Source organism: Clostridium sp., assembly GCF_029258205.1.
In the GTDB taxonomy this organism is placed as follows: domain Bacteria; phylum Bacillota; class Clostridia; order Clostridiales; family Clostridiaceae; genus Sarcina.
Genome location: NZ_JARHZJ010000001.1, coordinates 1 through 14,263, shown reverse-complemented (window position 1 = coordinate 14,263; position 14,263 = coordinate 1). Strand labels below are relative to the sequence as shown.

Below are 14,263 nucleotides of genomic sequence, written 5' to 3'. Positions count from 1 at the left end.
TTTATATAGATGATGAAAATATTCCTGTAGGAACTTATACTGCTATAATTACAGATACCGTTACAAATAAACAATTTGAAATTCCATTTCAATTTTATAAAGAAGGACAGACACATTCATATTCTGTTGAATTTCATGCTAACGAAGGAGTTGGTAAGATGAATAATCAGGATTTTTTAAATGGTGTGGGTCAATCATTAAAGAAAAATCAATTTAAGAAAGAAGGATATACTTTCGAAGGTTGGGCAACTTCAGAAACAGGTAATGTTGTGTATAAAGATGGAGAAATGGTTAATAATCTTACTAATGAAAACGGTGGAACTGTAAATTTATATGCAAAATGGAAAGCGAATTCATATGAAATTAAGTTTGATAGTAATGGTGGAACTGGTAGCATGTCAAACCAAACAATGACATATGACCATGCAGAAAATCTAGATAAAAATTCATATACTCGTAATGGTTATGTTTTTAAAGGATGGGCGACAAAACCAGATGGACAAGTTCAATATAAGGATGAAGCATCTGTAAAAAATATGACAAGTGTAGAAAATGGAAGTATTACTTTATATTCAGTATGGGCATTGAAGATGGAAGAGTTAAATAATGTACCAACAATTAATGCTAAAGATAAAGTATTAGAAGTAGGAGATAAGTTTGATCCGTTAGCAGGAGTAACTGCCTTTGATAAAGAAGATGGAAAAATAAACTTAACCGAAAAGAATATAACTGCAAATAATGTAGATATGAGTAAAGCAGGAATTTATAGCGTTACATATAAGGTAACAGATAGTAAAGGAGCATCTGCTTTAAAAACAATTAAAGTTGTAGTAAAAGAAAAAAATATAAGTCAAGATGATAAATCTACTGATAAGCCAAATGAAAATGATGATAAAATTACAAATCAAAATATAAATACAAATGGAAATAGTAATCTAAATGGAAATAGTAATTTAGATGCTTATAAATCAGATAGATTGCCACAGACAGGAGATGCAAATAATTTAGGCCTTTTAGCATCTATGTTTATCGGGTCTGGAAGTTTATTATTAGGAGTAAACAGAAAAAAACGAAAAGATAAGAAATAATAAAAAGACCCAAAAGACTTTTGGTAACAATAAAAAGTCTTTTGGGAATATAGACTTAGAGAAGGATTTCCTTCTCTTTTTTATTTAAATATATTAATTTGTTTTCTCTTCAGTTTTCTTTTGATAAGGACAAACAAGTCTATTAACTATAATAGCTATTATTACTCCAATAAATGTATCTATGATTCTATGAAAAGCATAGTCGTATGAGCCAATACCTTTTAAGTTTGTCATTATGGCAAAAACAACTATACATGCACTATTTATTGCTCCTTTACAATTAAACAAAATACATAAATAAATGGCTAGAGTTGTTCCTATTGCTGTTAAAAGAGCATAAATAATAAAGTTGTGAATATTTAATATATTAAATACAGCTGTTAGTAATAAACCAACAATAGAACCTAAAAAGGTACCAAGCATTCTGTTTTTCCCCATTTTATATGAATTTTCAACTGTATCTTGCATGCACATCATTGCTGCAATACAAGCAAAAAAGGCACTAGAACTTCCTAATAGTTCAAATACTATAATGCATATAAATACTGAAAGAGAAGTTTTAAGGTTTCTAGCACCTATATTTTGTAGGTTAAACTTAAACAAATATTTCCCTCCTAAATCATATTAGCTTTTTACATTATTTTTTTTATTTTCTTCTAGATTTTTTATATCATTTTTAACTTCTTTTTCAAGTCTAGAGATTTTTTCTTCTATATTTTCTAAATCTTTTTTCACCTTATTTTCATATTTATATATATAGTTATTTATTAATAGAGCAATTATTATACCTATAAAAGTATCTATAATTCTATCAAATGCATAAACATATGGGGCTTTACCATGTAAGTTTGTCATAATTGCTATTAATACTATACATGCTATAGAAACAGACCCTTTTCTGTTAAATACATTAAGCAAATAAATGGTTATAACTATTCCAATACCTGTTATTATTTCTGAGAATCTTGTTAGGTGAAAATTTAAAGCAATAAAAGTTAAAGCTAAACCAACAAGTCCACCAGTTACTGTACCAATCATTCTGCTTTTTCCCATTTTATATGAGTTTTCAACAGTATCTTTCATACAGATTACAGCGGCTATACAAGCGTAAAAAGGATATTGTCTATGTATTAGCTCAAAAAAGCCTATGCATAAAGTTACAGCTAAAGCTGTTTTTAAGTTTCTTGCACCTATTTTAGGTAGGGCTAAACCTTTCATTTAAATAATACCTCCCTGACAAATTTATATGTTATCATAGATAGTATATAATATTTTTATATCAATACAAATTATGATAGAAGAAGAATTTTAAAGAATTCAAAAATAAAAACGATTGACATTAATATAAAGCTAATCATATAATTAAAATTAAGTAAGAAAATGCAATGAAAAGAAGAGTAGTAAAGAAGAATGTATAAAAGAGAGCTGGGTAGGTGAAAGCCAGTTACATAAGACTTTATGAAGATGGACTTGGAGCAGACTTTTTGAGAATTTTTATTTTAGAAAAGTACGGTGGCAACCGTTATATTGCAGAGTAATAAAATAAGCTAAACTTAGAAGTTACTTGGTGAGATATTTATGGTGACATAAATATGAAATAGAGTGGTATCGCGTAATCAACGCCTCTATGGGATTTTCCATAGAGGCTTTTTATATTTTTGAAATATTGGAAATAATAATTAATAATACAAGGAGGAAGAAATAATGTGTAAAAAACCATATTATATTACAACGCCTATTTATTACCCATCAACAAATCTACACATAGGTAATACTTATACAACTGTGGCAGCTGATGCTATAGCAAGATTTAAAAGACTTACAGGTCATGAAGTAATGTTTTTAACAGGAACAGATGAGCATGGTCAAAAAATAGAAAGAATAGCTAATGAAAAAGGAATTACTCCAAAGGAACATGTTGACGAAATAGTTGCAGGAATTAAAGAACTTTGGAAAATGATGGATATAAGCTATGACAAGTTTATAAGAACAACTGATGATTATCATGTGAAAGCTGTCCAAGAAATTTTCAAAAAGCTATATGATCAAGGAGATATATATAAAGATTCTTATGAAGGGCTTTATTGTACTCCATGTGAATCATTCTGGACAGAAACTCAATTAGTAAATGGAAACTGTCCTGATTGTGGAAGACCAGTTGAAAAAGCTAAGGAAGAAGCTTATTTCTTCAAAATGAGTAAATATGCTGATAGATTAATTAAGTATATAGAAGAACATCCAGATTTCATTCAACCAGAATCAAGAAAGAATGAAATGTTAAATAATTTTTTAAGACCAGGATTACAAGATCTTTGTGTTTCAAGAACAAGCTTTACTTGGGGAATACCTGTAAGCTTTGATGAAAAGCATGTTATCTATGTTTGGATAGATGCATTATCAAACTACATAACTGCTTTAGGATATGGCCAAGAAAATCAAGAGTTATACAATAAGTTCTGGCCTGCAGATGTTCACTTAATAGGAAAAGATATTTTAAGATTCCACACAATTTATTGGCCAATAATGTTAATGGCTTTAGGATTAGAATTACCTAAGCAAGTATTTGGTCATGGATGGTTACTTGTTGATGGAGGAAAAATGTCAAAATCAAAAGGTAATGTTGTTGACCCAGTAGTTTTAGTTAATATGTTTGGAGCTGACGCTGTAAGATACTACTTATTAAGAGAAATACCATTTGGTTCAGACGGATTATTCAACAATGAAATATTTATAAAGAAAGTAAATACAGATTTAGCTAATGACTTAGGTAACTTATTATCAAGAACAATAGCTATGGTTTACAAATATTTTGATGGAGTTATTCAAGCACCAATATGCAAGGAAGCTATTGATGATGAATTAATAAACTTAGCTTTAGCTACTCCAGGAAAAGTTGAAGCTAGTATAGATGCATTAAAGATTCCAGAAGCTTTAGAAAGTATATGGACTTTAATAAGCAGAGCTAATAAATATATAGATGAAACAACTCCTTGGATACTTGCTAAGGATGAAGAAAAGAAAGAAAGACTAGGAACAGTTTTATATAACTTATTAGAAACTTTAAGATTTGTTTCAGTAATGATTTCACCATTTTTACCAGAAACAAGTGTAAAAATTAATGCTCAATTAAACACTAAAGTTACAACTTGGGAAAGTTTAAAAGAGTTTAATGGAACAGTTGCAGGAGATAAAGTGGTTAAGGGTGATGTTATATTCCCAAGAATAGATGTTGAGGAAAAATTAGCAGAACTTGAAGCTTTAAAACCAGCTCCAGTTAAACCAGCTAACGAAGAGTTAGTTAAAAATCCAATAAAAGAAGAAATAACTATAGATGACTTTGACAAGATAGATTTAAGAGTTGTTAAAGTATTAGAATGTGAACCAGTTAAAAAAGCTAAAAAGTTATTAAAACTTAAGGTTGATTTAGGTGGAGAGGAAAGACAGGTTATTTCAGGAATAGCACAATACTATAAACCAGAAGAGTTAGTTGGAAAGTATGTAGTATTAGTTGCTAACTTAAAGCCAGTTAAATTAAGAGGAGAATTATCTCAAGGTATGATACTTGCAGCAGCACCTTCAGATGATTCAGAGCTTTTATTAGTTAACCCAGGAGAAATGTTAACTGGAAGCCAAGTAAGATAGTAAAATTAAAAAACTCTTATATTCATACTAGATTGTGGAATATAAGAGTTTTTTTATGCCACAATATTATGGATAAGAATCATTTTAAGGGGGCTAATAAAATGAAAATAATTATAGGAAATGCTTGGCCCTATGCCAATGGATCTCTTCATATAGGAAGAGTTTCATCTTGGATGGCAGGAGATATATTAGCAAGATATCATAGGGCTAGAGGTGATGAAGTTGTCTTTGTTTCAGGATCTGACTGTCATGGATCTCCAATTTTAAATAAAGCAAAGGAGATTAATAAGTCTCCTGAAGAACTTATAAATAAGTACCATAGAGAGTTTGTTAGATGCTTTAATAAATTAGAATTTTCTTTTGATATATTTACAAGAACAGATAGTAAGTATCATGAACAACAGGTGAAAAACATAATAAAAAGCCTTTATGATGAGGGATTTATATATGAAAAAGAAACAGAAGAATTCTATTGTCCAAAGTGCTGTGATACCTTAGATAAATTTAGGGTTAAAGATGGACTTTGTAATAAATGTAGAAGTAAAGTTGAAGTTAGAAATTCTAATAATCTTTTCTTTAAATTATCTTATTTTCAAAATTATATTCAAAGTATATTAGATGAAGAAGAGAGTTGGAGAGAAAATGCTATTAAAATAACTAGGAGATATTTAGAAGGTGGGCTAAGAGATAAAATTATAACAAGAGAAATTGATTGGGGAATAGAAGTTCCAGTAAATGGATTTGAAGATAAAAGAGTTTATGTTTGGATTGATGCTTTGTTAGCTTATATTACTGCATCTAAGAAAGTCATAGAAGGAAAAGGACAATCTTTAGAAGAATATTGGAATAATGAAGAAAGTAGGATATACCTAGTTCATGGTAAGGAAAATATACCATTTCACACAACTATATTCCCAGCTATGTTATCTGGAATTGGATTAGAGAAAAGTCAAATCAGAATAGTATCCTCTCAATATTTAACTTTACAAGGAAAAACTTTTTCTACTAATAGAAATTGGGCTATATGGATTCCCTATATTATTGAAAGGTATAATATAGATTCTATTAGATATTATTTAATAAGTAGAGGTGCTGAGGATAAAAATTCTGACTTTACTTGGAGAGATTTTATAAATGCAAATAATAATGAATTGGTAGGAGAGTTTAGTAACTTTATAAATAGAGTTTTAATCTTTATAAAGAAAAATTTTAATGGTGGAATAAATGGAGAAGAACTTCCTCTTAAGTGGAAAAACTTAATAAGAAGAACTTATGCCTCTGTTGGTAATAAATTTGAAAATGGAGAGTTTAAGTCAGGATTGAAAGAAGTATTTGGTCTTATAAAACAGGGAAATGATTTTTTTGATAAAAATAAACCATGGGTTTTAATAAATAATAACAAGAAAAAATGTGAAGAGGTACTTTATATTTGTGCTCAAATATTAGTATCTTTAACTGATTTAATGAATCCTATAATTCCTTTTACTTGTGAGAAAATAAAAATGTTCTTAGATATAAAGGACACAAAATGGAACTTTGAAGAGAAAAATAATATAAGAGTTAATAAGGTTGAATTTTTATTTGATAAAATAGATAAGCGAGTTGCGATAGAAGAGTTAAATAGATTAAGAAATAAAAAGCTATAAATAAAATAAGCCTTGCTTCTATTAATTTAGAAACAAGGTTTATTGTATATCTTAAGGTTTAAGGTTAGGAATTATTATATAGAAATTTTTTTAATTAATTAAACTTAATAGCCCTTGATATTTGCGTAAGGGGGACAAACTATTCAAGGGCCATTTAAGGGGTAAAATTAAATTAGTGTTTTAGCTACGTTACAATTATTATATTAAGCCTCTTATGTGGCATTTATGTGTCAAAAAATGTACAAAAATATTAACATTTTATTTAAAATAAATTAGCTTTTAACCCATCCAAATCTTTTATTTCTATTATATTTTTTGAAAACTCTATAAGACCTGCATCTCTCATTTTCATAAGTTCTCTAGATAATGATGGGCGTTGAACACCAAGTTTGTCAGCCCAATCCTTTCTTGAAAACTCTAGCTTTATAGTTGTGGATTTTTCTTTGTTATATTTTTTTAATAAATAATTGCAAACCATTTCTCTAATAGATTTCATTGTAACTTGTTTAAGTTTAGAACTTAAATTAAGAGCTTTATTTGAAAGAATTCTAAGTAGCTCTCTTAAAAAAGGTTCATTTAAAGAACATAGTTTATAGATATACTCCTTTTTTATATGTAGAACTTCAGAATTTTCTTTAGCTACAACAGACATGGGATAGAAGTTTCTATCTCCAAAAAGAAGATTTTCCCCAAAAACATTTCCTCTATTTAAGGTTGCAACTACTAATATGTTTCCGTTAGAATCTAATTTTTGAATTTCTATTTTCCCTTCTATAACAACGCTTAAAAAATTACAATACTCTCCTTCAGAAAACAATAAATCTTCCTTTGAATATGATTTTACTGAAGCAAAACCAGAACTTAATAAATCTTGAATATTATCATTACTAAAGTGAGAAAATAATCTACATTCTTTTATATTGGATATTTTTTTTAAATTCATTTTATTCACCACCCTTAAAAAATAAGTAGTATTATATTAATATAAATATATAATATTTTACACTATTTAAGTGAATTTTAAATTGATAGGAGTGAAAATAGATGAAAATTTATATTATAGGGGCCTTAATTGGAGCAGTAATAGGTTATATAACAAACTGGCTTGCTATAAAAATGTTATTTAGACCAAGAGAAGCAAAGTATATTTGGGGTATGAAGCTCCCTTTTACACCAGGATTAATACCTAAAGAAAAAAGTAGAATAGCTAATAAGGTTGGAGAAACTGTAGGCACTCATTTACTAAATTCAGATAGCTTAAGTAAGGCTTTAAAGGATGATAAAATAAAATCAAAATTTAATGAGATTGCTAAAGAAAAAATTAATCAAGTCATTAATAGTAATTCAACTTTAGAGGATTCATTAAAAAATATTTTAGGGGAAAATTACTATTCTCTAAAAGGAAATATGATAAACAATATAACCAAAACTATTTTAGAGTCAATTCAGGAAGATGAATTTAAAAATAAGGTTAAATTTTATATAGTAGATTCTATTAAAGAACAATTAAATAAAGAGCCTGAAAAGGTAATTCATTTTATAAATAGTAATAAGTTCAGAGAAGTAATAATAAACATTTTAGAGGAAGAAAAAACAAGTGAGATAATAGGAAAGGCTTTACTTAAAGAGGTAAAAAGTTTAGAAAAAGAAGATTTAACTATTGAAGAAATTATTCCAGAAAATATTAAACCTTATATAGAGGAGTATGTAAAATCTCAAAAGGATACTCTTGTAAATATCATAAAAAATCTACTTAGAGATGAAGAGGTTTCACATAAGATAAAAAGTGCAATAAATGATAATATACCATCTATAGTATCAATGTTTTTAAGTGGAGATATAATATACGGAAAGTTAGTTTCATTAGTTGATAAATCTTTAAATGAAGAAGAGAATAAAGAGTATATATGTGATGCTGCTTTAGCTTTTGTACATGAAAGTATGAAGAAAAAAGTAAGTGATGTAATAAATACTGTTGGAGAAGAAAAACTAGAGATAATATCAGAAACTTTAGGAGATAAGATTTCAAGAAAATTAAATACAGAAGAAAATATAGATGCTATAATAAGCAAACTAAATTGTAAAGTTTCTTCTTTTAGAAATTATGAAGAAATTATAAAAGTAATATTTGAAGACTATGAAAATATTCTAATTGACAATATAGATTTAGTGATTTCACAGTTTGTTAATAATCCTAAATTACCTTTTGAAATAAGTAGAATAATTGAAAATATATTTGATAAATTTTTACAGAATTCTTTAAGTGATATATGTTATAATAAACAAAATCTAGAAAATAGTATTATAAGTATTTTAGATAATTTATATAATGACTTTGTGGAAAATAAATCAGCTAAAGTACTAGAAATTGTGGATATTTCTTCAATAGTAGAGGAGCAGATAAATGCTTTTGAAGTTGATTATGCAGAAGAAATCATACTTGGAATAGCTAATAAAGAACTTAAGGCAATAACTTGGTTAGGAGCTTTATTAGGAGGAGTTTTAGGAATTCTATCCCCACTTTTATCTACAATTTATATGTAAAATTCAAAGGAGAAAATTATGAAATATAAAATATTTGATACACATGCACATTATGATTCAGATAGTTTTGATCAAGATAGAGAAAATGTAATAAAAGAATTAAAAGAAAATGGAGTTATTGGAGTTTTAAACTGTGGATCTGATCTTTATGGATTAAGAAAATCAGTTCAACTTGCAAAAGAGTTTGATATATTTTATGCAGCGGTTGGTATACATCCAGAAAATGCAGATGAATTTAATGATGATGTTGTGAAAGAAATAAAAGAGTTTGTTAAAGAGGAAAAGGTTAAAGCTATTGGAGAAATAGGACTAGATTATTATTGGGAAGAAAATCCTCCGAGAGAAGTTCAAAAAGAAGTTTTTAGAGCACAAATGAAATTAGCTGATGAATTAAATTTACCAGTTATTATACATGATAGAGATGCTCATAAAGACACTTTAGAAATTATGAAAGAGTTTCCAAATGTAATTGGAGTAGTACATTGTTTTTCAGGTTCAGTTGAATTTGCAAAAGAATGCATTAAGTTAGGATATTACATTGGATTTACAGGAGTTTTAACATTTAAAAATGCTAAAAAATTAGTAGATGTTTGTAGAGAAATACCTGCTGAAAGAATTTTAGTTGAGACAGATTGTCCTTTTATGGCGCCAGTTCCTTTTAGAGGCAAAAGAAACAAGTCAGATTACATTGAATATATCATAGATAAAATGAGTGAAATAAGAGAAATTTCAGGAGAAGAGATGAATGAAATCTTATTAAACAATAAAAATAGATTATTCAAAATTTAATATAACTATAACTAAACTGAAGAAAAAATAAATGTAATAACATGGAAAGTACACTAATATAATATAGTGTACTTTTTTAATATAAATCAACTGTTATTAATTAAATCCCTGTATAAGCAGAGGTCAATTATTTATTATAATTTACAACTAAAAGTATAAATTTTAGGAGTCATCAGATTTGACATACTTGAAAAGTTAATATATAATGTCGAAATGACTCTTGCCTAAAAGGGGGAAGATTATATGAAAAAAATAATTAAGGCATTGAAAGAGAAAGTTGCCTCGAAAAATGGAAAAATTGTATTAGGAGTATTTAGTTTAGTTTTAGCAAGTTTTATAGCAATTTTAGTTACAGCACATAAGAATATAACCATAAACTTAGATGGTAAAAATTTAGAGGTTTCTACATTTAAAGGAAATGTACAAGCAGTTTTGAGTCAACAAGGAATTTACTTATCTAACAAGGATAAAATAGAACCAAGTTTAACAAGTGATATTGCTGATAATGCTTTAATAAGCATTAAGAAAGCAGTTCCAGTGGAAGTTATGGTTGATGGAAAAAATATAGAGATAGATTCTGCGGAAGATTCAGTGAAGAATATGCTGGTTGAAGAAGGAATTAATCTAAATGATTTAGACAAAGTAGAGCCTTCATTAGAAACAGAACTATCAAAGAATTTGAAAATAAAGATTACAAGAGTTGAAGAGAAGACCATAGTTGAAAAAGAGCCAATAGACTTTGAAACTGTAGTAAAGGAAGATAATAGCTTAGAGAGTGGAGTTAAAAAGACTACTCAAGAGGGTTCTTCTGGAGAAAAGAAAATAACTATGAAGTTAGTTATGGAAGATGGAAAAGAAATATCCAGAGAAGTAGTGGAATCTAAAGTTGTTAAAGAACCAGTAGATGAAGTAGTGGTTAAAGGAACTATGGAGAAATTAGTTCTTTCAAGAGGAAACGATAATATAAATTATAAAAAAGCAATGGTAGTAGAAGCTACTGCTTATTCTGGAGATGGAATAACAGCTACAGGAACTGTGCCTAAGAGAAATCCAAATGGATTAAGTACAATAGCTGTTGACCCTAGAGTAATACCTTTAGGAACTAAGGTTTATGTAGAAGGTTATGGATATGCAGTAGCAGAAGACACTGGTGGAGCTATAAAAAATAATATAATAGATTTATTCTTAAATTCATCACCTGAATGTAAACAGTGGGGAAGAAGAAATGTTAATCTTTATATAATAGCTTATCCTGGTGAATGGTAATTTTAAGAGAGGGATTCTAAAAGAGTATTCTTTTAGACCCTCTATTTATTTTGTATTAAAGCATTTTATTGACAGTTAAATGAGATATAGGTAAATTAAATATAGTACATATAATTAGAAAGGGAGTTTTAACCTTGATTAAAGAAGTTATAGTAGTTGAAGGTAGAGATGATATAACAGCAGTTAAGAAAGCTATAGATGCTGAAATCATAGCTGTTGGTGGATTCGGAATAAATGCAAAGGTTATAGAAAGAATAAAAGAAGCTCAGAAAAGAAAAGGAGTTATTGTATTTACTGATCCAGATTTTGCTGGAGAAAAAATAAGATCAATAATCTCAAAGAGAGTTAAAGGTGTTAAACATGCTTACATAGGTAGAGCAGAGGGAACTAGAGCTAAGGATGGAAACATAGGTGTAGAGAATGCATCACCAGAAGCTATAATTAGGGCTTTAGAAAGTGCAAAAATAACTTTAGAAGAAAAAAGAGAAGAATTTACAATACAAGATTTAATATACTTTGGACTATCAGCAGACCCAAAGGCTAAATTGAGAAGAGAGTTACTTGGTAAAGAATTAAGAATCGGTTATGGAAATGCAAACCAAGTTCTTTCAAGATTAAATAACTATGGCATAACAAAAGAAGAATTTGTTAAAGCTATAGAAAAGATAGAAAATATGATATAGGAGAGTAATGTATGGATATAAATGAAATAAAAGATATAAAGACAAAAGAACTTGTTCAGAAGTATAATTTTAGATTTTCAAAAAGCTTAGGACAAAACTTTTTAATTGATGATTCTGTTCCAAGAGATATAGTTGAAGGAGCAGATGTTTGCGAAGATGATTTAGTAATAGAAATTGGACCTGGAGTTGGAACACTTACTGCACAATTACTTAAAAAGGCAAAGAGAGTTGTTGCTATTGAATTAGATAATTCACTTATCCCAATATTAACAGCAGAGCTTGGAGATAATCCAAAGTTTCAATTAATACATAATGATGCATTAAAAGTTGATTTTAATGAAATTATAGGAGATGAAAAGAGTGTTAAGTTAGTTGCAAACTTACCTTACTATGTAACTACCCCTATAATAGTAAATTTATTGAAGGGTGGATATAACTTTAAATCCTTAACTATAATGATACAAAAGGAAGTAGCAGAAAGAATGAATGCAGAACCTAATTGTAAAGATTACGGTGCTTTATCAATTTTAGTTCAATATTACTGCAACACTAAAATAGTTAGAAAGGTACCACCTTCATGCTTTATACCAAGACCAAAGGTTGATTCTATAGTAATAAGATTAGAAAGATTAGAAGAACCAAGTGTTAAGGTTAAAAATGAAAAATTATTCTTTGAAATTGTTAGACATGCATTTAACATGAGAAGAAAAACTTTATGGAATGCAACTAAAAATGTAAAACTTCCAAAGGAATTAATGGAAAAAGCTTACCAAGAGGCAGGAATAGATCCTAAGAGAAGAGGAGAAACTTTAAGTTTAGAAGAGTTTGGAGCTCTTTCAGACGCCATAGATAAGTATATGAATAACTAGAATATTTAGAGAGAATAAGAATTTTAAAATTTTTATTCTCTTTTTTTTTATTCTCTCATATACTGTAGAGAATAAAATTATATTGGAGGGACCAGAGAATTGGCACATAATAAATCATATAGAACTTTTATAATATTACAAGAAGATGAAAAGGGGCATTCTATAGCTTCAGATAAGCCTTTAACTGGATATGCCAAGATAGAAACTAAGAATGATAAATGTAAAGTTTCTTTTTACGCTCAAAATTTAAAGAAAGATTACAAAGATTGTTATATGATGCTTATTTGTAACAAAAAAGATTTTAAGAAGAATATAAATCTTGGTCCAATGAACATAAATCAACAAGGCAAGGCAGAAATGAGTTTAGAATATGATTCTATCAACATAGGAGATTTAAATGTATCTTATGAGAATATAGTAGGAGCTGCTATAGGAAAAAATATTAATGGTAGAACAGTATTCTTTATGTGTGGATTTTTAAATAATCAAATGCCAAAGGATAATTGGAAAAATTATGAGATTAAAATGATAGCAGGTAAAGAAAAGTCTCATTATGATAAAAATAATAAACAAGATGAATTGAAAAAAGAATGTCCTATTAATATGAAAGAGGATAAGTATAAATATAATGATGAAAAAGATTATTATAAGGACAAGAAAGATAAAGATGAAAAAGATAAGCATAAAGAATATTTAAAAGAAGAGAATAAAGAAAAAGAATATTGTAAGGATGAAGATGATTGCAAAGAGTATATAAAAGAAGAATATAAAGAGAAAAAAGAGCAGCATGAAGAGAACTGGGAAGATAATAAAGAAGATAAGTGGGATAAAGAAGATAAATATAAGAAAGAGGATAAAGAAGATAAAGAAGATGATTGTAAAGATAAGAAGGAAGAGCATAAAGAATATAATGACAAAGATAAATATGAAGAAAAGAAAATAGAAAGTTATAAAGATTGTTATAAGGAAAAATATAATAATGAGGATGATTTGGACTATAGATCAAAATTACAAGATTGTGATAGATTTACAAGTAAAATAGATTTAGAAAGAGAATATGATCCTTATGATGGAGAACGTTATGAACTAGGTAGAGGATTTGCAGAGTACGAAAATGAAATAGAGCAAATGAAACTTAGAGATTGTAAGAAAAAAGAAGAAAAAACTTATGAGGTTGATTTTGATTGTCCTATAGGTGAAGTATTAATGGGTGCCTTAGAAGGATGTAAGAAGGTTTCTAATTTTGCAAATGATATAAAAAGATGTGCATGGTATAAAGTTGATATTAGAAACTTTGATGATATGTGTAATATGTCCAATTATAATAAATACACAATGTTATATTATCCTATGATTAATTACTATCCTTATATAAGCAAAGCTGGACATTTTTTCTTTGGTATAAAGTGTGATAATGATGGTTATATAAAATATATTCTATATGCTATTCCAGGAACTAAGGAAAGAAAAGATCAACCATATGGTGGCAGAACTGGTTTTGTTACATGGGACAGATATGGCAATAGTGAAAATGGTTATTGGATAATGTTCTATGATTTTGAAAACTCATCTGTAGTTATTCCTATAAAATAATAAATAGAAAGGGTCTGTATCAAAATGATGTGGACCCAATAAAGTAGACACAGCTAAAAAAAGCTACATTTTTCTAAGCCGCACTTCGGTATTCAACTGGAGTGCGGTTTTTTAGTTTCGATTGAAATCTCTCGGTATTGTAC

General features: G+C 28.1%; 12 protein-coding genes and 1 other annotated feature. Of the genes, 9 read left to right on the top strand and 3 right to left on the bottom strand.

What is annotated here, in order from left to right; genetic code table 11:
• Positions 1-1,088 (top strand): InlB B-repeat-containing protein (locus Q1J60_RS00060; RefSeq protein WP_300256851.1); only part of this gene is annotated, 1,088 nt, incomplete at its 5' end.
• A gap of 93 nt (positions 1,089-1,181) precedes the next feature.
• Here Q1J60_RS00060 and Q1J60_RS00055 read toward each other — a convergent pair.
• The gene (locus Q1J60_RS00055; protein ID WP_300256848.1) at positions 1,182-1,691 is read right to left on the bottom strand and encodes an FUSC family protein; all 510 of its coding nucleotides are present in this window, start codon (positions 1,689-1,691) and stop codon (positions 1,182-1,184) included.
• A gap of 21 nt (positions 1,692-1,712) precedes the next feature.
• On the bottom strand, positions 1,713-2,306 hold the full coding sequence (locus tag Q1J60_RS00050) for an FUSC family protein (RefSeq protein ID WP_300256846.1): 594 nt from the start codon (positions 2,304-2,306) through the stop codon (positions 1,713-1,715).
• A gap of 158 nt (positions 2,307-2,464) precedes the next feature.
• Positions 2,465-2,718 (top strand) — a binding site (T-box leader).
• A gap of 74 nt (positions 2,719-2,792) precedes the next feature.
• On the opposite strand from Q1J60_RS00050, the gene metG reads away from it, so the two are divergent.
• Together metG and Q1J60_RS00040 are read left to right on the top strand one after the other, a co-directional pair.
• Entirely contained in the window at positions 2,793-4,730 is a 1,938-nt protein-coding gene (gene metG, locus Q1J60_RS00045; protein WP_300256844.1) for a methionine--tRNA ligase, read from the top strand.
• 68 nt (positions 4,731-4,798) lie between these two features.
• On the top strand, positions 4,799-6,376 hold the full coding sequence (locus tag Q1J60_RS00040) for a methionine--tRNA ligase (protein ID WP_300256842.1): 1,578 nt from the start codon (positions 4,799-4,801) through the stop codon (positions 6,374-6,376).
• A 262-nt stretch (positions 6,377-6,638) separates the two neighbouring features.
• On the opposite strand, the gene Q1J60_RS00035 is transcribed toward Q1J60_RS00040, so the two are convergent.
• Complete coding sequence (locus Q1J60_RS00035; protein WP_300256840.1) at positions 6,639-7,319, bottom strand: Crp/Fnr family transcriptional regulator; 681 nt, start codon at positions 7,317-7,319, stop codon at positions 6,639-6,641.
• 101 nt (positions 7,320-7,420) lie between these two features.
• Here Q1J60_RS00035 and Q1J60_RS00030 point away from each other — a divergent pair, with 101 nt between their 5' ends.
• The 6 genes from Q1J60_RS00030 (at position 7,421) to Q1J60_RS00005 (ending at position 14,120) form a co-directional block, all read left to right on the top strand.
• Complete coding sequence (locus Q1J60_RS00030; protein WP_300256838.1) at positions 7,421-8,920, top strand: DUF445 family protein; 1,500 nt, start codon at positions 7,421-7,423, stop codon at positions 8,918-8,920.
• An 18-nt stretch (positions 8,921-8,938) separates the two neighbouring features.
• Positions 8,939-9,709, top strand: coding sequence for a TatD family hydrolase (locus Q1J60_RS00025; RefSeq protein WP_300256836.1), 771 nt, complete (start codon positions 8,939-8,941; stop codon positions 9,707-9,709).
• Between the two features lie 243 nt (positions 9,710-9,952).
• On the top strand, positions 9,953-10,975 hold the full coding sequence (locus Q1J60_RS00020; protein WP_300256834.1) for a resuscitation-promoting factor: 1,023 nt from the start codon (positions 9,953-9,955) through the stop codon (positions 10,973-10,975).
• 134 nt (positions 10,976-11,109) lie between these two features.
• Complete coding sequence (rnmV, locus tag Q1J60_RS00015) at positions 11,110-11,658, top strand: ribonuclease M5 (protein ID WP_300256832.1); 549 nt, start codon at positions 11,110-11,112, stop codon at positions 11,656-11,658.
• A gap of 11 nt (positions 11,659-11,669) precedes the next feature.
• Positions 11,670-12,527: a 16S rRNA (adenine(1518)-N(6)/adenine(1519)-N(6))-dimethyltransferase RsmA gene (gene rsmA, locus Q1J60_RS00010; protein ID WP_300256830.1), complete on the top strand. Its 858-nt coding sequence runs from the start codon at positions 11,670-11,672 to the stop codon at positions 12,525-12,527.
• A gap of 99 nt (positions 12,528-12,626) precedes the next feature.
• Positions 12,627-14,120: a hypothetical protein gene (locus Q1J60_RS00005; protein ID WP_300256827.1), complete on the top strand. Its 1,494-nt coding sequence runs from the start codon at positions 12,627-12,629 to the stop codon at positions 14,118-14,120.
• Positions 14,121-14,263 lie beyond the last annotated feature (143 nt).